At 65.1% G+C, this 22,045-nt stretch carries 20 protein-coding genes and 1 tRNA gene; 19 read left to right on the top strand and 2 right to left on the bottom strand.

Annotated elements, in window-relative coordinates:
* The first annotated feature begins 163 nt into the window (after positions 1-163).
* The 3 genes from BLT16_RS14985 to BLT16_RS14975 all read left to right on the top strand — a co-directional run bounded on the left by BLT16_RS14985 (position 164) and on the right by BLT16_RS14975 (position 4,770).
* A complete protein-coding gene (locus BLT16_RS14985) occupies positions 164-571 on the top strand; it encodes a hypothetical protein (protein WP_089659321.1) in 408 nt (135 codons plus the stop codon).
* A gap of 114 nt (positions 572-685) precedes the next feature.
* Positions 686-4,072, top strand: a complete 3,387-nt coding sequence (locus tag BLT16_RS14980) for a type I restriction endonuclease subunit R (RefSeq protein ID WP_089659320.1) — start codon at positions 686-688, stop codon at positions 4,070-4,072.
* On the top strand, positions 4,069-4,770 hold the full coding sequence (locus tag BLT16_RS14975; RefSeq protein WP_089659319.1) for a M48 family metallopeptidase: 702 nt from the start codon (positions 4,069-4,071) through the stop codon (positions 4,768-4,770). The genes BLT16_RS14980 and BLT16_RS14975 overlap by 4 nt, the downstream gene beginning before the upstream one ends.
* Positions 4,771-4,992: 222 nt before the next feature.
* Here BLT16_RS14975 and BLT16_RS14970 read toward each other — a convergent pair.
* A tRNA-Leu gene (locus tag BLT16_RS14970) sits at positions 4,993-5,079 on the bottom strand.
* Between the two features lie 156 nt (positions 5,080-5,235).
* Between BLT16_RS14970 and queA the strand changes: the two genes are divergently transcribed.
* The 5 genes from queA (at position 5,236) to secF (ending at position 10,763) form a co-directional block, all read left to right on the top strand.
* Positions 5,236-6,276, top strand: coding sequence for a tRNA preQ1(34) S-adenosylmethionine ribosyltransferase-isomerase QueA (gene queA, locus BLT16_RS14965; RefSeq protein ID WP_089659330.1), 1,041 nt, complete (start codon positions 5,236-5,238; stop codon positions 6,274-6,276).
* Positions 6,277-6,337: 61 nt separating this feature from the next.
* On the top strand, positions 6,338-7,459 hold the full coding sequence (gene tgt, locus BLT16_RS14960; protein ID WP_218124458.1) for a tRNA guanosine(34) transglycosylase Tgt: 1,122 nt from the start codon (positions 6,338-6,340) through the stop codon (positions 7,457-7,459).
* Between the two features lie 53 nt (positions 7,460-7,512).
* Complete coding sequence (gene yajC, locus BLT16_RS14955; RefSeq protein ID WP_089659317.1) at positions 7,513-7,845, top strand: preprotein translocase subunit YajC; 333 nt, start codon at positions 7,513-7,515, stop codon at positions 7,843-7,845.
* 135 nt (positions 7,846-7,980) lie between these two features.
* The gene (gene secD, locus BLT16_RS14950) at positions 7,981-9,834 is read left to right on the top strand and encodes a protein translocase subunit SecD (protein ID WP_089659316.1); all 1,854 of its coding nucleotides are present in this window, start codon (positions 7,981-7,983) and stop codon (positions 9,832-9,834) included.
* A gap of 11 nt (positions 9,835-9,845) precedes the next feature.
* Positions 9,846-10,763, top strand: a complete 918-nt coding sequence (gene secF / locus BLT16_RS14945; RefSeq protein ID WP_422717932.1) for a protein translocase subunit SecF — start codon at positions 9,846-9,848, stop codon at positions 10,761-10,763.
* 120 nt (positions 10,764-10,883) lie between these two features.
* Here the strand turns inward: secF and BLT16_RS14940 are convergent, their stop codons facing one another.
* A complete protein-coding gene (locus BLT16_RS14940) occupies positions 10,884-11,678 on the bottom strand; it encodes an inositol monophosphatase family protein (protein WP_089659314.1) in 795 nt (264 codons plus the stop codon).
* 218 nt (positions 11,679-11,896) lie between these two features.
* Here BLT16_RS14940 and trmJ point away from each other — a divergent pair, with 218 nt between their 5' ends.
* From trmJ to hisS, 11 genes are all read left to right on the top strand, one after another.
* Positions 11,897-12,673 (top strand): tRNA (cytosine(32)/uridine(32)-2'-O)-methyltransferase TrmJ, encoded by a 777-nt coding sequence (trmJ, locus tag BLT16_RS14935; protein ID WP_089659313.1) that lies wholly within the window; start codon positions 11,897-11,899, stop codon positions 12,671-12,673.
* 103 nt (positions 12,674-12,776) lie between these two features.
* Complete coding sequence (cysE, locus tag BLT16_RS14930) at positions 12,777-13,616, top strand: serine O-acetyltransferase (protein WP_089659312.1); 840 nt, start codon at positions 12,777-12,779, stop codon at positions 13,614-13,616.
* An 86-nt stretch (positions 13,617-13,702) separates the two neighbouring features.
* A complete protein-coding gene (gene iscR / locus BLT16_RS14925; RefSeq protein WP_089659311.1) occupies positions 13,703-14,173 on the top strand; it encodes a Fe-S cluster assembly transcriptional regulator IscR in 471 nt (156 codons plus the stop codon).
* 49 nt (positions 14,174-14,222) lie between these two features.
* Positions 14,223-15,371 carry an aminotransferase class V-fold PLP-dependent enzyme gene (locus tag BLT16_RS14920; protein WP_089659310.1) on the top strand — a complete coding sequence of 383 codons (1,149 nt, stop codon included), beginning with the start codon at positions 14,223-14,225 and terminating at the stop codon, positions 15,369-15,371.
* A 70-nt stretch (positions 15,372-15,441) separates the two neighbouring features.
* A complete protein-coding gene (locus tag BLT16_RS14915) occupies positions 15,442-15,768 on the top strand; it encodes a HesB/IscA family protein (protein ID WP_089659309.1) in 327 nt (108 codons plus the stop codon).
* Between the two features lie 224 nt (positions 15,769-15,992).
* The gene (gene ndk, locus BLT16_RS14910; protein WP_089659308.1) at positions 15,993-16,418 is read left to right on the top strand and encodes a nucleoside-diphosphate kinase; all 426 of its coding nucleotides are present in this window, start codon (positions 15,993-15,995) and stop codon (positions 16,416-16,418) included.
* 65 nt (positions 16,419-16,483) lie between these two features.
* Positions 16,484-17,611: a dual-specificity RNA methyltransferase RlmN gene (gene rlmN, locus BLT16_RS14905; RefSeq protein ID WP_089659307.1), complete on the top strand. Its 1,128-nt coding sequence runs from the start codon at positions 16,484-16,486 to the stop codon at positions 17,609-17,611.
* A gap of 130 nt (positions 17,612-17,741) precedes the next feature.
* On the top strand, positions 17,742-18,488 hold the full coding sequence (gene pilW / locus BLT16_RS14900) for a type IV pilus biogenesis/stability protein PilW (protein WP_089659306.1): 747 nt from the start codon (positions 17,742-17,744) through the stop codon (positions 18,486-18,488).
* A 30-nt stretch (positions 18,489-18,518) separates the two neighbouring features.
* Complete coding sequence (locus tag BLT16_RS14895; protein WP_089659305.1) at positions 18,519-19,577, top strand: RodZ domain-containing protein; 1,059 nt, start codon at positions 18,519-18,521, stop codon at positions 19,575-19,577.
* Positions 19,578-19,587: 10 nt separating this feature from the next.
* On the top strand, positions 19,588-20,703 hold the full coding sequence (ispG, locus tag BLT16_RS14890; RefSeq protein WP_089659304.1) for a flavodoxin-dependent (E)-4-hydroxy-3-methylbut-2-enyl-diphosphate synthase: 1,116 nt from the start codon (positions 19,588-19,590) through the stop codon (positions 20,701-20,703).
* A gap of 10 nt (positions 20,704-20,713) precedes the next feature.
* Entirely contained in the window at positions 20,714-22,021 is a 1,308-nt protein-coding gene (hisS, locus tag BLT16_RS14885) for a histidine--tRNA ligase (protein WP_089659303.1), read from the top strand.
* Positions 22,022-22,045 lie beyond the last annotated feature (24 nt).

Raw genomic sequence — 22,045 nt, 5'->3', positions numbered from 1 at the left:
TTGGGTGCCGTCCATGCCATGCCTCCTGCCGTCGTGAAGGCCCTATCGTGGCTCAACGCTGGGGCTGAATTCCACACTCAACGGCGAAGAGCCGATTTTCGAGATAAAAAGCTATCTCCCCTCAGGCTTTAAAAGCCAATGGCTGGAAACTGATGAGATCTCAATGGAAAACCTCCTGCCGGAGATTTTCGACACCATTCAAAGGGTCGCACCGATACTGGCGGATAGGACTAAGGAAAGGTTGGAGAAACGGCGCCTCGAGGAGATCGCTGCTCATGAACGCTATCTGGCCGAGCAAGAACGGAAGCGTGACAACAATCGATGGCAGCGTTTTCTTGAGCTGGCAGACTCATGGCAGCAACACGAACAGGCTCGCCATTTCCTGGCAGCCTTGACACAGCTCGAGATAGAAAGGGATACAAGCGTTGGCGATATGACTTTGGCGGAGTGGCTGACTTGGGCTGAGGGTCACTTGGCATCAGGCAACCCGCTAAACCACGGTGTTGAAGCTCTTTTCTCGGATATCGAGAAAATCACCAGCTATACCTCTTTCAAAAAACCTATCTACTAATGAGGCGGTCCACCACTCAGTCTCATGAGGACATGATCGCTCGGGATATGTGAATGTAAGCCCTTTGGCCTGTCTCAGGCCAGCTAGCTCAAGAAATAGTAAGGATACCGTGTTATGGCGGGACCCGAGTACGCAGAGGTCGAGAAACCCTTTATCGACCAATTGGTGGATCAGGGCTGGGAATTTCTGGCTGGGTCGGTGGACAACCCCGGCGCCACCCACCGGGAGAGCTTCTCCCAGGTGGTGATGGAGCCGCTACTACGCGAGCGGCTGCGCCAGATCAACCTGCGCGACGGCTCACCCTGGCTCGATGAGGCGCGCCTGGATCAGGCCGTCGCCGCCATCACCCGGCTGCCGGCCAGTAGAGTCCTCGAGGCCAACCAGCAGGCCACCGAGCTGCTGCTGGGCGGCCTGCCGGTGGAGGGCCTAGAGGGTTGGGACGGCGGCCGCGGCCAGACCCTGCGCTATATCGACTGGGATGAGCCCGCCAATAACGTCTTCACGGTGGTCAACCAGTTCAAGGTGAAGTGCCCGCCCGGCCACGATGGCGCCAAGGGCCACGTGATCCCGGACCTGGTGCTGTTCGTCAACGGCATCCCGCTGGTGGTGGTGGAGTGCAAGAGCCGCAGCGTGCCGGAGGGGATCAGCCAGGCGGTGGACCAGCTGCGCCGCTACCACGACCAGCGCTTACTGGAGGGCGAGGTCGGCGAGCACGAGGGGGCGCCGGCGCTGTTCGCCACCAGCCAGTTCCTGGTGGCCAGCAACTTCGATGAGGCCCGCGTCGGCACCATCGGCGGCCGCTTCGCTCACTACCTGAGCTGGAAGACGGTGGCGCCGATGCGCGAGGCGGAGGTGGCCATCGACCTGGGGGTGGCGGATCTCTCCGCCCAGCAGCGCCTGATCGCCGGCATGCTCACCCGGGCCAACCTGCTCGACATCATGCGCCACTACACCCTGTTCATGAACCTCGGCGGCCAGACCATCAAGCTGGTCTGCCGCTATCAGCAGTTCCGCGGCGTCACTCGGGCCGTCGAGCGCCTGAAGAGCGGCAAGACCCGCCGCCAGGACGGCGAGGCCGACCGGCGCGGCGGCATCGTCTGGCACACCCAGGGCAGCGGCAAGAGCCTCTCCATGGTGTTCCTGGTGCGCAAGCTGCGCACCGACCCGACACTGCGCCGCTTCAAGGTGGTGGTGATCACCGACCGCAAGGACCTGCAGGCCCAGCTCTCCGCCACCGCCGAGCTCACCGGCGAGAGCGTCGAGAAGGCTGGCAATACCGCCCAGCTCAAGAAGCTGCTGGCGCGTGAGGGACCCGGCCTGGTGTTCGGTACCATCCAGAAGTACCGCGACCCGGACGCCGACGATGAGGACGAAGCCGGTGAGACGTATGTTCGCGACGATAATGGACTCGATAGCGGTCGCCGTGACGCTGCCGAACGGGGTACCTCAGCCTCCTCAAGCACGCTGAAGAAGCCGACGCTCAGCGAGCCCTTCGAAGTGCTCAATACCAGCGAGGATATCCTGATCCTGGTGGACGAGGCACACCGCACCCAGGCCGGCGACCTGCACGCCAACATGATGCGTGCCCTGCCCAACGCCGCCCGCATCGGCTTCACCGGCACGCCCATCATCATGGGCGACAAGAAGCGCACCCATGACATCTTCGGCGAGTACATCGACCGCTACACCATCAAGGAGGCGGAGCAGGACGGCGCTACGGTGCCGATCCTTTACGAGGGGCGTACCGCCAAGGGGGCGATCAAGGATGGCGCCAGCCTCGACGGCTTGTTCGAGGACCTATTTCGCGACCACAGCAAGGAGGAGCTGGAGGCGATCAAGAAGAAGTACGCCACCAAGGGGCAGATTTTCGAGGCGCCACAGCTGATCCAGGAGAAGGCCCAGGACATCCTGCGCCACTACGTCACCCATATCCTGCCCAACGGCTACAAGGCGCAGCTGGTGGCCTACAGCCGCCGTGCAGCGCTGCGCTACTTCGAGGCCCTCGAGCAGGCCAAGGCCGAGCTGCTGGAGGAGGCCATGGCGCTCTCCCCCGAGGACAAAGCGCTGGAGGATAGCGAGTTGCTGCTGCGCCCGGCCCAGGTCAAGGCAGCGATCCAGGCCTGGCGCTATCGCAAGGTGCTAGGCCAGCTGGAATTCGCCGTGGTGTTCAGCAGCGGCAACAACGACGACGCCACTTGGGCTAGGTGGAGCGACCGCGCCGCCGTGGAGAGCCATATCAAGCGCTTCAAGAAGCCGCTGCCGCCCCTGGATGGGGCAACCCCCCTGTCCTCAAAACATCAGGACCCCGCCAAGCACGACCCGCTGGCCTTCCTGATCGTCAAGAGCATGCTGCTCACCGGATTCGACGCCCCCATCGAGGGGGTGATGTACCTGGACCGCTCGCTGCGCGAGGCAGAGCTGCTGCAGGCCATTGCCCGGGTCAACCGCACCGGCCACGGCAAGACCCACGGCATCGTGGTGGACTACTTTGGCGTGGCCAACCACCTCAAGGAAGCGCTGGCCGCCTACAGCGAGGAGGACATCGAGGGCGCACTCCAGAGCCTCAAGGACGAGATTCCCCTGCTGCGCGATCGCCACCTGCGGGTGATCGACGTGCTGCGCAGCCAGGGGGTGGATGACCTGGACGACACCGAGGAGGCGGTACAAGCGCTGGCCGACGAGCGGGTGCGGGCCGAGTTCGTGGTCAAGCTCAAGGAGTTCAACCGCGGCCTGGACGACGTGCTGCCGCGCCCCGAGGGACTGGAGTTCGTCAACGATGCCAAGCGGCTCGCCTATATCCACGCCCTGGCCCGCAACCGCTACAAGGACACCCCGGAGCTCGGCCGCGACATCGGCAACAAGGTGCGTAAGCTGATCGACGACTACGTGATCTCGCTCGGCATCGACCCGCGCATCCCGCCGGTGCAGCTCACCGACGCCGAGTTCGACGAGCACCTTGGCCGCCAAGTGGGCGACCGGGCCAAGGCCTCCGAGATGGAACACGCAGTTCGCTCCCACGTCCGCAAGCACCTGGACGAGGACCCGGTGAAGTATGGCCGGCTCAGCGAGCGCCTGGAGAAGCTGCTTGACCAACTCGATGGGCAGTGGGCCGAGCAGGTGGAGGCGCTCAAGACGCTGATCCAGCAGCTGCGCGACGGCGCCAGGGTGGAGGGAGAAGAGATTCCTGATATGCCGGCCCACGCTGAGCCCTTCTGGCGGGAGCTGTTGGCCAGTAGCGGCCAGGCAGTGGAGGAGCTGGACGAAGCCAGCGCCCAGAAGCTGCTCGTGGCCACCGAGGAGCTGGTCGGACTGATCCAGCAGGAGATCGCCATCCCCGACTTCTGGAAGCCCTCCCACATCCCGGACCAGGAGGCCCTACGCCAGCACCTCTTCACCACCCTGATGATGAAGCGCCTCGTGCCCTTCGACCAGGCCAGCGAGGTGGCCCAGCGGCTGCTCGATCTCGCCCGCAGCAACCACGCCAAGCTGGTGAATGCATGACGCAGCTGGCTGTAGACGACCTCACCTTCGAGGTGCGCGAGAGCTCGCGCAGAAAGACCCTTGAGATCACCGTGGACCGCGACGGTGAGCTGGTCATCGCCGCGCCCACCGGCACCGAGGAGCGGCTCCTGCGCGATTTCGTGCTCGAGAAGCGGCTGTGGATCTACCAGAAATTGGCCGAGAAGGCCGAGCGTCGCCGCCGGTTGCCGCTCAAGGAGTACGTCAACGGCGAGGGCTTCCTCTACCTAGGGCGCAGCTACCGGCTCAAGCGGGTTGCCCCGGAGGCCCAGGACGCTCCGCTGAAGCTCGTTGCCGGGCGCTTCCAGCTACGCGAGGACGCCCTGGCCGACGCACGGGAACACTTCGTCCGCTGGTATAACGCCCGCGCCAGCGACTGGCTCACCGCCAGGGTGAAGGAGCACGCCCGACGGATGGGCGTGGAGCCGGCCGGGGTGAAGGTCCAGGATCTTGGCTATCGCTGGGGCTCCTGCGGCAAGGGCTACCGTGTTTACTTCCACTGGAAGACCATCCTGCTGCCACGGCATATCGCCGAGTACGTGGTCGTCCACGAACTCGTCCACCTGCACGAACCCCATCACACCCCCGCCTTCTGGCGCCGCTTGGAGCGCGCCATGCCGGACTACGAGCAGCGGAAGGGCTGGCTTGCCCTGCATGGCATCGAGGTGGAGGGGGTGTAAGTCGCCCGCTGGAACAATTGTCATCGAATAACTCTCACAGGAACAAGCCATCGACTCCTCAACGGTGCACCGACCGGGGCAGTCTGACGTTTCACTTGGAGAAGGTAAGACTGTGCCAAATGCATCGCGCGGTTACAAAAGCAGCGTAGGCAACTTGTAGACAACGACAAAAATTCAGAAGGGCTCAAGCCAAGGAAGGAACCGCTAAAGGCTTGTTTTAGTTGGTACCGGCGGTCGGACTCGAACCGACAAGGGCTTGCACCCGGCGGATTTTGAATCCGCTGCGTCTACCAATTCCGCCACGCCGGCAACGCGCGATGCATTATACGTGGGCCGCTTGGCAGGTCAATCGGGCGGCCTGACTTTGCGCGATGAACCGGGTATCCTGTGCCGCTTGTCCAGGCGGTCGAGTCGGCGGCTGTGGGCAAGGTATCGATGCCACTATCACTGCGAGTCATGGCCTTCATGCTGCGTGCCGATTTCCATTACGACCTCCCCGAGGAGCTGATCGCTCGCTATCCCTCCGAGCAGCGCAGCGACTGTCGCCTGCTGTGCGTCGACGGTGCCAGCGGGGCGCTCAGCCACCGCCGCTTTCCCGACCTGCTGGAACTGCTCGAGCCCGGCGACCTGCTGGTATTCAACGACACCCGGGTGATTCCGGCACGCCTCCACGGCCACAAGGCCAGCGGCGGCAAGGTCGAGATGCTCCTCGAGCGTCCGCTGGATGCGCACCGCGGCCTGGCGCACATCCGCTCCAGCAAGTCGCCCAAGCCGGGCACCGAGCTGATCTTCGAGGGCGATGTGCGCGCGGTGGTCGAGGGCCGCCGCGACGCGCTGTTCGAGCTGCGTTTCCTGGGCGATACGCCGATGATCACGCTGCTCGAGCGCCACGGTCATATGCCGCTGCCGCCTTATATCACCCGCGAGGACGAGCTCAACGACCGAGAGCGCTACCAGACCGTCTATGCCCGTCGCGATGGCGCGGTGGCCGCGCCCACCGCGGGGCTGCACTTCGATGAGCCGCTGCTCGAGGCTCTGGCCGAGAAGGGCGTGGAGAGCGCCTTCGTGACCCTGCATGTCGGCGCCGGCACCTTCCAGCCGGTGCGCGCCGACGATATTCGCGACCATCATATGCACAGCGAGTGGATCGAGGTCGACGAGTCCGCCTGTGCCAAGGTGCAAGCCGCCCGCGCCGCCGGCCGGCGGGTGATCGCGGTGGGCACCACCAGCGTGCGCTGCCTGGAGTCGGCGTGCCAGAAGAGCGGCAGCGGCGAGATCGCGCCCTATCGCGGCGAGACCGATATCTTCATCTACCCCGGCTATGCGTGGCAGTGCGTCGATGCGCTGATCACCAACTTCCACCTGCCGGAGTCGACGCTGCTGATGCTGGTATCGTCCTTTACCGGCTATGACACCATGATGGCGGCCTACCGCGAGGCGGTGGCCGAGCGCTACGCCTTCTTCAGCTACGGCGATGCCATGTTTTTAACCCGCGAGAGTTCCTGACCCGTAAGGCCTCCTGAGCGGCCAGGCAGATAACGAGATTCCCATGCGTAACGACTGCTTCATGAGCTTCGAACAACTGGCCAGCGACGGGCGCGCCCGACGCGGCCGCCTGAGCTTCCCGCGTGGCACGGTGGAAACCCCCGCCTTCATGCCGGTGGGCACCTACGGCACCGTCAAGGGCATGACGCCCCAGTCGGTGGAGGAGATCGGCGCCGAGATCATCCTCGGCAATACCTTCCATCTATGGCTTCGCCCCGGCACCGAGGTGATCGAGGGCCACGGCGACTTGCACGACTTCTCCCAGTGGCACAAGCCGATCCTCACCGACTCTGGCGGTTTCCAGGTCTTCTCGCTGGGCGAGATGCGCAAGATCACCGAACAGGGCGTGCACTTCCGCTCGCCGGTGGACGGCAGCAAGGTGTTCATGGGCCCCGAAGAGTCGATGGCAGTGCAGCGCTCGCTGGGTTCGGACGTGGTGATGATCTTCGACGAGTGCACGCCCTACCCGGCCACCAAGCAGGAGGCCGAGTTCTCGATGCAGCGCTCGCTGCGCTGGGCGCAGCGCTCCCGGGACGCCCATGGCGACTCGTCCTCGGCGCTGTTCGGCATCATTCAGGGCGGCATGTATCCGGCGCTGCGTGAGGCCTCGCTCAAGGGCCTGCTCGACATCGGCTTCGACGGCCTGGCGATTGGCGGCCTGTCGGTGGGCGAGCCCAAGGAGGAGATGATCAAGGTGCTCGACTACCTGCCGACCTGGATGCCGGCGGAGAAGCCGCGCTACCTGATGGGGGTCGGCAAGCCCGAGGATCTGGTCGAGGGCGTACGCCGCGGCGTGGATATGTTCGACTGCGTGATGCCGACCCGCAACGCCCGCAACGGCCACCTATTCACCGCCGAGGGCACGGTCAAGATTCGCAATGCCAAGCACCGCCACGATACCCGCCCGCTGGAGGCCGACTGCGACTGCTACACCTGCCAGCACTTTTCCCGCGGCTATCTCCACCATCTCGACCGCTGCGGCGAGATGCTCGGCTCGATGCTCAATACCATCCATAACCTGCGCCACTACCAGCGACTGATGGCCGGTTTGCGCGGGGCTATCGAAGCGGGTACATTGGCGAACTTCGTGGAAATGTTCTATGCGCGACGCGGCTTGCCCGTGCCTCCGGCCCCCGAGCAGTGACGCGGCGCGCTAACCCTTGTCGTAACCTTTCGTTTCTCAGGAGATAACGTCTCATGCTGGACTTCTTCATCTCGCCGGCCTATGCCGAAGGCGGCGCCGCCGGTGGCGGTATGGCCCAGATCATCATGCTGGTCGGTTTCGTGGCCATCTTCTACTTCCTGCTGTGGCGTCCGCAGGCCAAGCGTGCCAAGCAGCACAAGCAGCTGGTCTCGAGCCTCTCCAAGGGCGATGAAGTGGTGATCGGCGGCGGTGTGCTAGGCCGTATCACCAAGGTCAGCGACGACAGCGAATTCTTCTCCATGGAAGTCGCCGAAGGCACCGAGATCAACGTTCAAAAGAACGCCGTGGCTGCCGTGCTGCCCAAGGGCACCCTCAAGTCCATCTGATTTGCGGGGCAGTGACCACACGCCGCGTCCGGGCGAACCCCCGGGCGCGGCGTCTGTCCAAGCGCCGAACCCTTCTGGTACACGCCACGTCACTGCGTCAGCGTCGCCGTCAGTCAGCTACAAGGCAGGGCCTGCATGCTCAACCGATATCCCCTGTGGAAGTATCTGCTCATACTTCTCGTGCTCGTTGTGGGCCTGATCTATTCGCTGCCCAATCTGTACCAGGCGGACCCCGCCGTTCAGATCAGCAGCGCCCGCAGCGAAGCCCCGCTCAGCGAGCAACGACTGGCACAGATCCAGTCGGCCCTCGATGAAGCCGGAATCAGCGTTTCCGCCACCGACGTCGCTGACGACGGTGTCCTCATCCGTCTCGCCGAGGCAGACGACCAACTCGCCGCCCGCGAGCTGATCGGCGACATTCTGGATGACGATGACTATGTGATCGCCATCAATCTCGCCGAATCCACGCCGCAGTGGCTGCAGAGCTTCGCCGCTTCACCGATGACCCTGGGTCTCGACCTGCGCGGCGGGGTGCACTTCCTGCTCGAGGTCGACATGGACGCCGCCGTGGAGCAGCGTCTCGAGGTCAACGCCAGTGCCATGCGCGAGATGCTGCGCGGCGAGCGGATCCGCTACCGCAACACCGAGATTGACGGCCGCGACCTGACGCTGACCTTCATCAACGATGAAGACCGCGACCGCGCCCGCACCCTGATCAGTCGCGAATTCCCCGACTTCGACTACAGCAACCAGGGCGACGGCCGCGGCGCCAGCCTGGTGATGACCATGACCGACCAGGCGGTCAACGAGCTGCAGGACTATGCGGTCAACCAGAACCTGACCACCCTGCGCAATCGCGTCGACGAACTCGGCGTGGCCGAGCCGATGGTGCAGCGTCAGGGCCCTGATCGTATCGTGGTCGAACTGCCCGGCGTGCAGGACACTGCCGCCGCCAAGCGCGTGGTGGGGGCCACCGCCAACCTCGAGTTTCGCCTCGAGGCGCGCCCCGATACGCCGGACAACGAGATCGAGACGTTCAGCTTCCGCAACGACGAGTCGCGTACCGCCGACCTGATGCGCGACGTGATCCTCACCGGCGACAGCGTCTCCAACGCCAACCGCAGCTTCGATGAGAACGGTCGCCCGCAGGTCAATATCAACCTCGACGGTACCGGCGGTACCCTGATGAACCGCGCCACGCGCACCAACATCGGTCGCAACATGGCGGTGCTGTTCATCGAGCACAACACCCGCACCACCACGGTGATCGAGGACGGTGAAGAGGTGGAGGTGCGCGAGCCCTACACCGAACGCGGCCTGATCAGCCTGGCCACCATTCAGAGCGCGCTGGGCAACAGCTTCCGCATCACCGGGCTCGACTCGCCCACCGAAGCCGCCGACCTGGCCCTGCTGCTGCGCTCCGGCTCGCTGGCCGCGCCGATCTACTTCGTGCAGGAGCGCACCATCGGCCCCAGCCTCGGTCAGGACAACATCGACCGCGGGGTGACCTCGATCATGGTCGGCCTGGCGCTGGTGGTGCTGTTCATGCTGGTGCGCTACAAGGTGTTCGGGGTGATCGCCAATATCGCCTTGACCATCAACCTGACGCTGCTGGTGGCGGCAATGTCGATGCTCGGCGCCACCCTGACCCTGCCCGGCATCGCCGGCATGGTCTTGACGCTGGGCATGGCAGTGGATGCCAACGTCTTGATATTCGAGCGAATACGCGAAGAGCTACGCGGCGGCCTGTCGGTACAGCAGGCCATCCATGCCGGCTATGAGCGCGCCTTCACCTCGATCATCGACGCCAATATCACCACCCTGCTGGTGGCGGTCATCCTGTTCTCGATCGGCACCGGGCCGGTCAAGGGCTTCGCCGTCACCCTGTCACTGGGCATCATGACCTCGATGTTCACCGCCCTGCTGGTCACCCGCGCCATGGTCAACCTGACCTACGGCGGCAAGCCGGTGAAGAAGATCTGGATATGAGGAGCCTCGCGATGCGACAGTTCGATTTCATGGGCAAGCGCCGCCTGGCCTTCATCGTCTCTGCAGTCTTGCTGCTGGTGTCGATCGGCTCGCTGGTGGTGCAGCAGCTCAACCTGGGCCTCGACTTCACCGGCGGCACGCTGGTCGAGGTGCGCTACGCCACGGCCCCAGCGCTGGACATGGTGCGCCAGGCGCTGGAGAGTGAAGGCTTCCGCGACGTCTCGGTGCAGACCTTCGGCGCCTCCAACGAGATCCTGATCCGCCTGCAGCAGGACTTCGACCCCGACGTCGGCCAGCAGGTGGTCAGCCTGCTGCGCGGCGACGGCGCCGAGGTCGAGCTGATCCGCGCCGAGTTCGTCGGCGCCCAGGTCGGCGAGCAACTGCGCGACCAGAGCGGCATGGGCATGCTGGTGGCCCTCGGCATCGTGATGCTCTACGTCGCCTTCCGCTTCCAGTACAAGTTCGCCATCGGCGCACTGCTGGCACTGGTCCACGACGTGATCATCGTGGTCGGGGTGTTCTCGCTATTTCAACTCGACTTCGATCTTACCGTGCTGGCCGCGCTGCTGGCGGTGATCGGCTACTCGCTGAACGATACCATCGTGGTCTACGACCGCATCCGCGAGACGATACGCAAGTCACGTATCGACGATATGCCGGCGATCTTCAACGAAGCCATCAACATGACCCTGTCGCGCACGCTGGCGACGTCTGGTACCACCTTGCTGGTGCTGATCGCGCTGCTGCTGCTCGGCGGCGACATGATCCACTACTTCTCGATCGCCCTGATCATTGGCGTCGTAGTCGGTACCTTCTCGTCGATCTACGTGGCGGCCGCCCTGCTGCTGATGGTCAAGCTGCAGCGCCAGGACCTGATCCCGGCCAAGAAGGAAGACCCCGAGGAAGAGGGCGAAGAGCAGTTGCCCTAGCGAGCGCCGTGCGCCGCAAGATGCTAACGACAACTCCCGCGTGCCCACAAAAAACCCCCGCCGGATTCGATCCGACGGGGGTTTTCGTTTGGTGCTGGGCGCTGGGCGCTCTGCGCTTACTTAGAAATGCGGTGCCAGCTGCTGCACCAGCGCCTTGTAAAGGCGCGGGCTGGCGGCCATCAGCTGGCCTTCTGTTTCGACGCTGGGGCGACCGTCAAGGCTGCCCATCAGCGCGCCGGCCTCCTTGAGCAGTAGCGTGCCAACCAGCTTGTCCTGCTCCTCGAGGCCCAGCACGAAGACAGCATCGGCACGGCCGGAAGCCAGTTCGGCGATGTCCAGCAGGCCACTGCCGGTGGCACGCTGCACTTCGATCTGCGGACCAAGCTGCTGGATCAGCGTCAGGTAGGCCGGCAGCTGGCGCGGGCGCAGCCAGCTCTCGGGCAGGCTCATGGCGATACGTGCACCGCCGATTGCCGAGGTCTTCGGCACGCGGATACGCTTGCCGTTGTACTGGGCGCCGCGACCGCGGCTGGCCAGGTACTCATCATCGCTGAACGGGCAGATCACCACTGCATGCTCGGGACGTCCCTTGACCAGACACACCAGCGACAGCGCGAAGCCGGCGCTAGCCACGCTGAGGTTGGAGTAGCCGTGAAAGGGTTCGATCACCCAGTGCACGTCGCGGCCTTCACCCTCGCCTTCACGGTAGGGGGTGTAGCGGCCTGAGATGCCGTGCTGCGGGTAACCCCGCGCCAGCTGACGGGCAATTAGGGTCTCGGCGTTGCGAGCGGTGTCTTCCAACAGACGCTCGAGATTGTGTTCTTCGTGAGCGTTCTCGATACGCTCACGAATGCGCAGAAACTGTTCGGCGGCGCTGCGCGCAGCGCGCAACCCGAATTGGACCATCGGATGCATGATCGGGCCTTGAGGAGTCGGTAGATGTTAAAGAACGTGTTGCACGATTGAGCCGCGGTGAGGCAAAGGCTGACGGGCGACGCCGCGCATGCTAGCAGAAAGCGCCACCGGGGGCCATCTCCACCGCCGCGGCCTGCGCAGTGCGTCGCGCCCATGCTAAACTAGGCGGCCGCAATGCAGCGCCTCGCGCACTCGCTCAACCATCGCCAAGGCTCCCCATGCTCGACTCCATCCGCATCGTGCTGATCGGCACCAGTCACCCCGGCAATCTCGGCGGCACCGCGCGTGCCATGAAGAACATGGGGCTCGCCGATCTGGTGCTGGTGGCACCGCGCAGTGAACACCGCTCGGCGGAGGCGATTTCGCGTGCCTCCGGCGCCGATACTATTCTTGCCGCGGCGCGCTGCGTCGAGTCTCTTGAGGACGCAGTGGGGGACTGCAGCCTGGTGGTGGGGGCCAGCGCCCGCTCGCGCACCCTGCCGTGGCCGATGCTGACACCGCGTCAGCTCGGCGAGCGCTTGCCCAGTGAGCTGGCCGGCGAGGGCGCCCGGGTAGCGCTGGTGTTCGGCCGCGAGGACAGCGGCCTGACCAATGCCGAGCTGCAGCGCTGCCACGCCCACGTGCACATCCCCTCCAACCCCGACTTCAGCTCGCTCAACCTGGTCACCGCGGTGCAGGTGCTGTCCTACGAGTGTCGCCTGGCGTGGCTCGCTGCCGAGCACAGCGAGGCGCCCGAGGTCACCGAGCAGGACCAGCCGTTTGGCGTGGCCTGGGACAACCCACCGGCCAGTCACGCCGATCTCGAGCGCTTCTTCGAGCACCTCGAGCGAGTGCTGATCGATGTCGAGTTCCACGACCCGGCCAAGCCGCGCCATCTGATGGCACGGCTGCGGCGTCTCTATCTCCGCGCGCGCCCCGACCAGATGGAAGTCAACATCCTGCGCGGCATGCTCAGCGCGGTGCAAAAGCGCTGTAGCGAGCCCCCGCGGGGCTAGCCTGCGCGCTGCCTTGCAGGGGGCCGAGCCCACCCCAATAATGAACCTAGACGCCAATGATCGCGCTTGCGCGACCGGCTCACCGTCATTCAAGGATTGCCGCATGTTTGCCCGACTGCGTGAAGACATCAACAGCGTATTCGCCCGCGATCCCGCGGCGCGCAACTTCCTCGAAGTGCTGACCAACTACCCCGGCCTGCACGCCCTGCTGCTGCATCGCTGCGGCCACTGGCTGTGGCGCAAGAACCTCAAGTGGCTGGCGCGCACCCTGTCGACCTTCTCGCGCTGGCTGACCGGCATCGAGATCCACCCCGGTGCGACCATCGGTCGGCGCTTCTTCATCGACCACGGCATGGGCGTGGTGATTGGCGAGACCGCACTGGTTGGCGACGACGTCACCCTCTACCAGGGCGTGACCCTGGGCGGCACCAGTTGGAGCAAGGGCAAGCGCCACCCAACCCTGGGCGACGGCGTGATCGTCGGTGCCGGCGCCAAGATCCTGGGGCCGTTTACCGTCGGTGCCGGCGCCAAGGTCGGCTCCAATGCAGTGGTCACCAAGGAGGTGCCGCCCGGCGCCACGGTGGTCGGCATTCCCGGCAAGGTCGTCAAGCGCGCCGACCCCGATGTCGAAGCCGTGCTCGACGTTGATCCGGCACGCCGTGAAGCGATCTGCCAGAAATTCGGCTTCGATGCCTACGGTGTCAGCCAGGACATGCCCGACCCGGTGGCGCGCTCGATGCAGGCGATGCTCGACCATATGCACGCCGTCGATGAGCGCATCGAGCAGATGTGCGGCACCCTGCGCAAACTCGACGCCAGCTACCGCGACGGCCACCTGCCGGAGCTGCGCGACGAGGACTTCGCCGAGATTCTCGACGACGTCGACAGCTGCTGCCCGCCGCGCGACAAGCCGTCATCCAGGGAGGACGGTAACCAGCGCTGACCCCGGGCAGCGGCTAAAGTTGACCGGGGCGCTGGGTTTTTCCCATAATGGCGCTTTGCGATCCGCCATCAGGCTGCGATGCCCCTATGCGCTTGACCACCAAAGGACGCTACGCCGTCACCGCGATGCTCGACCTGGCACTCAACGCCAGGCAGGGGCCGACCTGCCTGGCCGAGATTTCCAAGCGCCAAGAGATCTCGCTGTCGTATCTCGAGCAGCTGTTTGCCCGCCTGCGCCGCGCCCAGCTGGTCAAGAGCGTACGCGGCCCCGGCGGCGGTTATCAGCTGGCCCAGTCGCCGGCCGATATCTCGGTGGCGCGGGTCATCGATGCCGTCAACGAGTCGGTGGATGCCACCCGCTGCCAGGGGCTTTCCGACTGTCAGCGCGGCGATATCTGCCTGACTCACCACCTGTGGTGCGAGCTGTCTCAGGAGATTCACGGCTTTCTCGACGGCATCACCCTCGGCACCCTGGTCGAGCGCCACGAAGTGCAGCATATCGCCGCACGCCAGCGGCGCCGCACCGATGACGCCACCATTGCGGTGTCGCCCTCTTGAGCGCCATGTCATGCCGCTCCGCTACCGTTACCAGTGAAGTCACCGCCTCATGAACACGCCGGTCTATCTCGATTATGCCGCCACCACCCCGGTCGACCCCCGTGTCGCTGAGGTCATGGCCCGTCACTTGACGCAGGACGGCACCTTCGCCAACCCCGCCTCGCGCAGCCACATGCTCGGCTGGCTGGCGGAGCAGGCGGTCGAGGGCGCGCGCCGTCAGGTCGCCGACCTGCTGAATGCCGACCCGCGCGAGGTCGTCTGGACCAGCGGCGCCACCGAGGCCGATAATCTGGCACTGATTGGCTTCATGCGCGCCAATCGCGCCCGCGGCAGTCATCTGGTGACCTCGCGCATCGAACATAAGGCAGTGGTCGACACCGCCAAGGCGCTGGAAGCCGAGGGATTCGAGGTGACCTGGCTCGATCCGCAGCCCGACGGACGAATCACGCCCACCCAGCTGGCCGAGGCGCTGCGCGACGACACCGTGCTGGTGTCGCTGATGGCGGTCAATAACGAGCTCGGCGTGATCAACGACCTGGCCGCACTGGCCGAGGTCAGCCACGCCCACGGCGCCGTCTTCCACGTCGATGCCGCCCAGGCCGCCGGCAAGCTACCGCTGGACGTCAGTGCCATGGGCATCGACCTGCTGTCGCTGTCGGCGCACAAGCTCTACGGGCCCAAGGGCGTCGGCGCGCTCTATGTCCGCCGCAGCCCGGATATTCGACTCGACGCGCTGATTCACGGCGGTGGTCACGAGCGCGGCATGCGCTCGGGCACCCTGGCCACTCATCAGATCGCCGGCATGGGCGAGGCCTTCGCCCTGGCCAGCGCCGAGGGCGAGGATGACCAGCGCCATATCACCGAACTACGCGACCGGTTCCTGGCCGGTCTCGCCGACCTCGACGGCGTACATCGCAATACTGCCGTCGAGGTGGCGGTACCCAATATCGTCAACCTGGCGTTCGACGGCGTCGACGGCGAGTCGCTGCTGATGGCGCTGCGCCACCTGGCGATCTCAACCGGCTCGGCATGCAACTCGGCCAGCGTCGAGCCGTCATACGTATTGAAGGGCATCGGCGTACCGCGCTCTCGGGCTCTGGCTTCGCTGCGCTTCAGCTTCGGGCGCTTCACCCAGCGCGAGGACGTGGATACCGCAATCCAGGAGCTTCGCCACGCTATCACCGCGCTGCGCCGCTGAGCGGCAAGTCGCCGACACCCTTATGCTAGAGTGACTGCCATCCGGCAGCGTTTCTCAAGGAGGCAATATCATGGCCCATCTCTCGATCACTACCGCCGCCGCCCAGCAGATCCAGCAGGTGCTGGAGGAGCGTGGTCAGGGCCTTGGCCTGCGCGTCACGGTCAAGCCCAGCGGCTGCTCGGGCTACAGCTACGTGCTCGACTTCGCCGACGAGGCCGCCGCCAACGACGTGTCCTTCGAGGAGCACGGCGTCCGCGTGTTCGTCGCCCCGGAGGCGCTGGAGATGCTTGACGGTAGCGAAGTCGACTATGTCTCGGAAGGGCTCAACCGCTTCTTTCGCTTCAACAATCCCAACGTCAAGGACCAGTGCGGCTGCGGCGAAAGCTTCACTGTGTAAGGCGCCTGCGGCGCGATGATTGTTCGATGCCGCGGGAAAGCGCTATAATGCGCGGCCAATCGGTACGACGGCGCTCGCGCCGGCTACCCTTGTGCCGATCCTGATTCACGTCGCGCCGCCCCAGGCCCATGCCTCGCATGGCTCCCGCCCGGGCGGCGCGATGTCATCCGCGATGGCCCGATTTCATTCCACGGTTTCACCCCTGCCCAACGGAGACACGTCCCATGGCTACCGAACGCACCCTGTCCATCATCAAGCCCGATGCCGTCGCCAAGAACGCCATTGGCGAGATCATCGCGCGCTTCGAGAAGGCCGGCCTCCAGGTCGTCGCCGCCAAGATGCTGCACCTCGACGAGGCCAAGGCCGGCGGTTTCTATGCCGAGCACAAGGAGCGCCCCTTCTTCGGTGATCTGGTTGGCTTCATGACCTCAGGCCCGGTAGTGGTGCAGGTTCTCGAAGGCGAGGACGCGATCGCCAAAAACCGCGAGCTGATGGGTGCCACCAACCCCAAGGAAGCCGCCGCCGGCACCATCCGCGCCGACTTCGCCCAGTCCATCGACGCCAACGCCGTTCACGGCTCTGATTCTGCCGAATCTGCCCAGCGTGAGATCGACTATTTCTTCAGCGCCGACGAGCTCTGCCCGCGCTGAGGCAACGCCACACGCCCTCCCGCAGGGGTGCCTTGCGCCCCTGCCCCAACGACCCGCTGACCGCCATGACTGCCACTACCGCTCCCCAACGCACCAATCTGCTGGGCCTGTCTCGTGAGCAGATGGAGGCCTTCTTCCTCTCCATCGGCGAGAAGAAGTTTCGTGCCGCCCAGGTCATGAAATGGATCCACCACGAAGGCTGCGACGACTTCGAGGCGATGACCAACCTCTCCAAGGCGCTGCGCGCGCGACTGGCTGAGGTCGCCGAGATCCGCGGGCCGGGGGTGGTCTATGAAGGCACCTCCAGCGACGGTACCCGCAAGTGGGTACTCGAGGTAGAGGACGGCAGCTACGTCGAGACGGTGCTGATTCCGGCCGACAATGGCTCGCGCCGCACCCTGTGCGTGTCGTCCCAGGTCGGCTGCTCGCTGGACTGCAGCTTCTGCTCCACCGGCAAGCAGGGCTTTCAGCGCAACCTCACCGCCGCCGAGATCATCGGCCAGGTGTGGGTCGCCAGCCGCAGTGCCGGACCGCAGAAGGACACCGCTCAGCGCGCCGTCACCAACGTGGTGATGATGGGCATGGGCGAGCCGCTGATGAACTACGACAACGTCGTGCCGGCAATGAAGCTGATGCTCGACGATAGCGCCTATGGCCTCTCCAAGCGCCGCGTCACGCTGTCCACCTCGGGCGTGGTGCCGATGCTCGACAAGCTCGGCGACGAGGTCGACGTGAGCCTGGCAATCTCGCTGCACGCCGCCACCGACGAGCTGCGCAGCGAACTGGTACCGATCAATCGCAAGTACAACATCCGCGCCCTGCTCGACGCCTGCCACCGCTATCTGGCCAAGTGCGACAGCGCCCGCGTGGTTACCATCGAATATACCCTGATCAAGGACGTCAACGACCAGCAACAGCACGCCACCGAGCTGGCCGAGCTGCTGCATGAGCTGCCGTGCAAGATCAACCTGATCCCGTTCAACCCCTTCCCGCACTCGGGGTATGAGAAGCCATCGCGCAACCAGGTGATGCGCTTCCAGCAGTGGCTCTATGAGCTGGGCTACAACGCGCCGATACGCACCACTCGTGGCGACGACATCGACGCCGCCTGCGGGCAGCTGGTGGGGCGCGTCAAGGATCGTACCAAGCGCCACGCTCGCTATATTCAATCGATTCAGCTCGACGCCGACTGAGGCGGGTGGCGACCTTGACTTCAACCGGACACAGCGCTTTGATGGGTAGGTTTTTCAAGCTGTTGTTGCATCTTGCAGCCCCCGTGCAGCTGCCTGATGTCGCGTCTACCCCATGCGCCGAGAGGACCCGATGACCCGTCGCCATGCCCTGCCAGGAAGCCGCTCGCTACGGCCTATGCTGATTGGCCTGTTCGGCGCCGTCTGGCTGGCCGGCTGCAGCAGCCAAGCGGTGCAGCCAGAGAGCGGCACCAACCCCTCCGAGGCCTACACCCAGTTGGGCATGGCCTATCTCGAGCGCGACAACCTGCCGCGCGCCCAGCGAGCCCTGAACCGCGCGCTGGAGGTGGCCCCTAATGACGCCGAGACGCTCCAAGCACTGGCCATGGTCTATCAGCGCCAGGGCGAACACGAGCTTGCCGACGAACACTTCCTGCGTGCGCTTTCCAGCAACGCGGGCTTTACACGGGCACGCAACAACTACGCGGCCTTCCTGTATGATCGAGGCCGACTAAGAGACGCCTGCTCGCAGCTCGAGCAGGCCACCCAGGATACACAGTACGACAACCGCGCCCAGCTGTTCGCCAACCTGGGCCAGTGCCAGCGGGAAATGGGCGATCTCGACGCAGCGGTCACCAGCCTCGAGCGCGCCCAGGCCATCGACATGCGCAGCCCGCGCAGCTACTTCACGCTGGCCGAAATCGAATATGCCCAGGGCAATCACTCACGGGCCTGGGAACAGCTGCAATCATTCATGCGCCTGGCCGGCACCACGCCGGCGAGTCTCGAACTGGCCCGCGACATCGCCGATGCCCGCGGGGATATCGAGAACCGGCGTTTCTTCACCGAGCAGCTCAATGCCCTGGGTCATGCACCCTGATCACCGAATCTTGACGAAGGATGCTCAGCCATGAGCGACATTCACGATAATGACGTAGCGGACTTTGCCCCCCAATCGTCACCCGGCGACCTGCTAAAGCGCGAGCGCGAGCGCCAGGGCATGCCGCTCGATGAGGTGGCCACTGCCCTCAACCTACGACCTGCGGTGGTACGCGGCCTGGAGAGCGACAATTACGACGAGGTCCCGGTAGCCGCTTATCGTCGTGGCTACCTGCGCGCCTATTCGCGACTGCTGGGCATCGACGACAAGCCAGTCATCACCGCTTACAACAACCGCTTCGGCGGTGCCGAGACCGATCGCAAGGTCACCCCGGTCCATGTGACCAAGCCGCCCTCCAAGCTCGGCGCCTGGCTGTTCAAGCTGGTCACCCTGCTGGTAATCGTCGCCCTGATCGCCCTCACCCTGCTGTGGTGGCAGAGCCGCGAGGGCACCGACCTGCTCGGCATGGGTGGCGGTGAACCGGTGGCCGTTGACACCCTCGACGGCACCACCATTACCGAGGGCGAAGCCGATAGCGAGCCACTGCCGCCGCTACCCGACGACGAAAGCGACCTGGGCCTGGTCGACGATGCTCCCCTCACCGGCGATGACGCGCTGCTGGCCGATGACCCGCTGCTGACCGATGACGCACAACCCAGCGTCCCCGCCGACGAACCCACCGGCGACCCGCTGGTCGAAGCCCCGGCACTCGCCGAAGCGCCATCGGAAGAGGGCCTCGCTGGCGAGGCGACCGCTGAAGACGAGCCGGCCGTGGGTGACCTGGCCGACGCCGCCAGCGCCGAGATCGAGGAGGCCGCTGCCGCAGACGACGACGGCGCCGCCGACCCTGGCATAATCCAGCTGACGTTCAACGAGCAGTCCTGGACCGAGATCTTCGATGCCGGCAATCAGCGGGTGTTCGTTGGCCTGCAGGAGCCCGGCACCCAGGCCACCGTAGAGGGCGAGCCGCCCTTCCGTCTCACCGTGGGCAATGCCACCGGCGTCGAGCTGCGCTATCTCGGCGACCAGGTCGACCTGGTCGGCTATGCCGGCAGTAACAACGTTGCCCGCTTCACTCTGGGAGAATGACCTAGTCGCTATGCACGCTCAGTCTCCAATTACACGCCGTAAGTCGCGTCAGATTCACGTCGGCTCGGTCGCCGTCGGCGGCGGAGCGCCGATCTCGGTGCAGAGCATGACCAACACCGATACTCTCGACGTGGCCGCCACCGTGGCGCAGATCCGTCAGCTCGAGGCTGCCGGTGCCGATATCGTGCGCGTCTCGGTGCCCGACATGGACGCCGCCGAGGCCTTCGGCAAGATCAAGCGCGAGGTCGCGGTACCGCTGGTCGCCGACATCCACTTCGACTACAAGATCGCCCTGCGCGTCGCCGAGCTGGGGGTCGACTGCCTGCGCATCAATCCCGGTAACATCGGCCGTGAAGACCGGGTCCGTGCGGTGGTTTCAGCTGCCCGTGACAACGGCATTCCGATCCGCGTCGGCGTCAACGCCGGCTCCCTGGAGAAGGACCTGCAAAAGAAGTACGGCGAGCCGACACCGGCGGCGCTGGTCGAGTCGGCGATGCGCCATATCGATCACCTCGAACGCCTCGACTTCCCCGACTTCAAGGTCAGCGTCAAGGCCTCCGATGTGTTCATGGCGGTGGCCGCCTACCGCGACCTCGCGAGCCGCATCGAGCAGCCGCTGCATCTCGGCATCACCGAAGCCGGCGGCCTGCGCTCGGGCACCGTCAAATCGTCGATCGGCCTTGGCATGCTGCTGATGGACGGCATCGGCGACACCATTCGCGTGTCGCTGGCCGCCGATCCCGTCGAGGAGATCAAGGTCGGCTTCGACATGCTCAAGAGCCTGCGCTTGCGCAGCAAGGGGATCAACTTCATCGCCTGCCCCAGCTGCTCGCGCCAGAACTTCGACGTCATCGGTACCATGAACGCCCTCGAGGAGCGCCTCGAAGACGTCATGACCCCGCTCGACGTGTCGGTGATCGGCTGCGTGGTCAACGGCCCCGGCGAGGCCAAGGAAGTCGATGTCGGCCTGACCGGTGGCAGCCCCGCCAACCTGGTGTATATCGACGGCAAACCCGCCAGCAAGCTGCGTAACGATCACCTGGTCGACGATCTCGAGCGTCTGATCCGGGAGCGTGTACGCCTCAAAGAACAGGCCGAACAGGACGTGATCGCCCGGGACCTCTGAGAGCCCGGCGATGAGTAAGGAGCAAGCGTTGAGCGACAAGAAGATACAGGCCATTCGTGGCATGAATGACCTGCTGCCCGACCAGTCGCCGTACTGGCAGTATTTCGAGGCCCAGGTACAGACCCTGATGCAGCGTTACGGCTATGCCGAAGTACGCATGCCGATCGTCGAGCAGACCGCGCTGTTCGCACGCTCCATCGGCGAGGTCACCGACATCGTCGAGAAGGAGATGTACACCTTCGACGATCGCAACGGCGACAGCCTCACGCTGCGTCCGGAAGGCACCGCCAGCTGCGTGCGTGCCGCCATGCAGCACGGCCTGCTGCACAACCAGACCCAACGACTCTGGTATCAGGGGCCGATGTTTCGCCATGAGCGCCCCCAGAAGGGCCGCTACCGGCAGTTCCACCAGGTCGGCGTCGAGACCTTCGGCCTCGAGGGCCCGGACATCGATGCCGAGCTGATCCTGCTCTCAGCGCGGCTGTGGAAGCAGCTCGGTCTGCTCGAGCATGTCACCCTGGAGCTCAACTCGTTGGGCTCGTTAGAGGCGCGAGCCGCCTACCGTGACACCCTGGTGGCCTACTTCGAGCAGCATCTCGACCTGCTCGACGAGGACTCGCGGCGGCGGCTCACCAGCAACCCACTGCGCATCCTCGACTCCAAGAATCCCGACATGGCGGCCATGCTCGACGCCGCCCCGCAGCTGATGGATCACCTCGATGCCGAGTCGCGGGAGCACTTCGAAGCGCTTACCGCGACCCTCGACGCTGCCGGTATCGGCTATGTGATCAATCCGCGCCTGGTGCGCGGCCTCGACTACTACTCGCGCACGGTATTCGAGTGGACCACCAGCGCACTGGGCAGCCAGGGTACGGTGTGCGCTGGCGGCCGCTACGACGGCCTGGTCGAGCAGCTGGGCGGCAAGCCGACTCCGGCAGTGGGCTTCGCAATGGGCATCGAGCGACTGATCCTGCTGCTCGAGACCCTCGACCTGGTGCCCGACGAGGCCACCCCGTCGCTCGACCTCTATCTCCTGGGCATGGATGCCGCCGCCTCGCGCGAGGCACTGCTGCTCGGCGAAACCCTGCGCGAGGCGCTACCCGCACTGCGCGTACAGGTGCACTGCGGCGGCGGCAGTTTCAAGAGCCAGATCAAGAAAGCCGACAAGAGCGGCGCGCGGCTGGCGCTGCTGCTGGGTGAGAACGAGCTCGCCGAGGGCAGCGTGACGGTGAAATTTCTGCGCGACGAGCGCGAACAGTGCAGCCTGCCGCGTGACGGCCTAGCCGCGGCGCTGTCCGAGCTGTTGAACGTCGCTTGATCGCTGCGGCGCAATGGCGCCGCA

Origin of the sequence: Franzmannia pantelleriensis, from assembly GCF_900102875.1 — a bacterium.
Lineage (GTDB): Bacteria > Pseudomonadota > Gammaproteobacteria > Pseudomonadales > Halomonadaceae > Franzmannia > Franzmannia pantelleriensis.
This window is presented reverse-complemented; position numbering and strand designations above follow the sequence as displayed.

What these genes read in the sequence shown, in the direction of transcription:
- pilW (WP_089659306.1), top strand. Translation starts at nt 17,742, where the DNA reads ATGACCCGTCGCCATGCCCTGCCAGGAAGCCGCTCGCTACGGCCTATG.
- trmJ (WP_089659313.1), top strand. Translation starts at nt 11,897, where the DNA reads ATGCTCGACTCCATCCGCATCGTGCTGATCGGCACCAGTCACCCCGGC.
- yajC (WP_089659317.1), top strand. Translation starts at nt 7,513, where the DNA reads ATGCTGGACTTCTTCATCTCGCCGGCCTATGCCGAAGGCGGCGCCGCC.
- BLT16_RS14980 (WP_089659320.1), top strand. Translation starts at nt 686, where the DNA reads ATGGCGGGACCCGAGTACGCAGAGGTCGAGAAACCCTTTATCGACCAA.
- queA (WP_089659330.1), top strand. Translation starts at nt 5,236, where the DNA reads ATGCTGCGTGCCGATTTCCATTACGACCTCCCCGAGGAGCTGATCGCT.
- tgt (WP_218124458.1), top strand. Translation starts at nt 6,338, where the DNA reads ATGAGCTTCGAACAACTGGCCAGCGACGGGCGCGCCCGACGCGGCCGC.
- iscR (WP_089659311.1), top strand. Translation starts at nt 13,703, where the DNA reads ATGCGCTTGACCACCAAAGGACGCTACGCCGTCACCGCGATGCTCGAC.
- BLT16_RS14940 (WP_089659314.1), bottom strand. Translation starts at nt 11,678, where the DNA reads ATGCATCCGATGGTCCAATTCGGGTTGCGCGCTGCGCGCAGCGCCGCC.
- rlmN (WP_089659307.1), top strand. Translation starts at nt 16,484, where the DNA reads ATGACTGCCACTACCGCTCCCCAACGCACCAATCTGCTGGGCCTGTCT.
- BLT16_RS14915 (WP_089659309.1), top strand. Translation starts at nt 15,442, where the DNA reads ATGGCCCATCTCTCGATCACTACCGCCGCCGCCCAGCAGATCCAGCAG.
- BLT16_RS14920 (WP_089659310.1), top strand. Translation starts at nt 14,223, where the DNA reads ATGAACACGCCGGTCTATCTCGATTATGCCGCCACCACCCCGGTCGAC.
- BLT16_RS14975 (WP_089659319.1), top strand. Translation starts at nt 4,069, where the DNA reads ATGACGCAGCTGGCTGTAGACGACCTCACCTTCGAGGTGCGCGAGAGC.
- secD (WP_089659316.1), top strand. Translation starts at nt 7,981, where the DNA reads ATGCTCAACCGATATCCCCTGTGGAAGTATCTGCTCATACTTCTCGTG.
- cysE (WP_089659312.1), top strand. Translation starts at nt 12,777, where the DNA reads ATGTTTGCCCGACTGCGTGAAGACATCAACAGCGTATTCGCCCGCGAT.
- ndk (WP_089659308.1), top strand. Translation starts at nt 15,993, where the DNA reads ATGGCTACCGAACGCACCCTGTCCATCATCAAGCCCGATGCCGTCGCC.
- BLT16_RS14895 (WP_089659305.1), top strand. Translation starts at nt 18,519, where the DNA reads ATGAGCGACATTCACGATAATGACGTAGCGGACTTTGCCCCCCAATCG.
- secF (WP_422717932.1), top strand. Translation starts at nt 9,846, where the DNA reads ATGCGACAGTTCGATTTCATGGGCAAGCGCCGCCTGGCCTTCATCGTC.
- BLT16_RS14985 (WP_089659321.1), top strand. Translation starts at nt 164, where the DNA reads ATGGAAAACCTCCTGCCGGAGATTTTCGACACCATTCAAAGGGTCGCA.
- ispG (WP_089659304.1), top strand. Translation starts at nt 19,588, where the DNA reads ATGCACGCTCAGTCTCCAATTACACGCCGTAAGTCGCGTCAGATTCAC.
- hisS (WP_089659303.1), top strand. Translation starts at nt 20,714, where the DNA reads ATGAGTAAGGAGCAAGCGTTGAGCGACAAGAAGATACAGGCCATTCGT.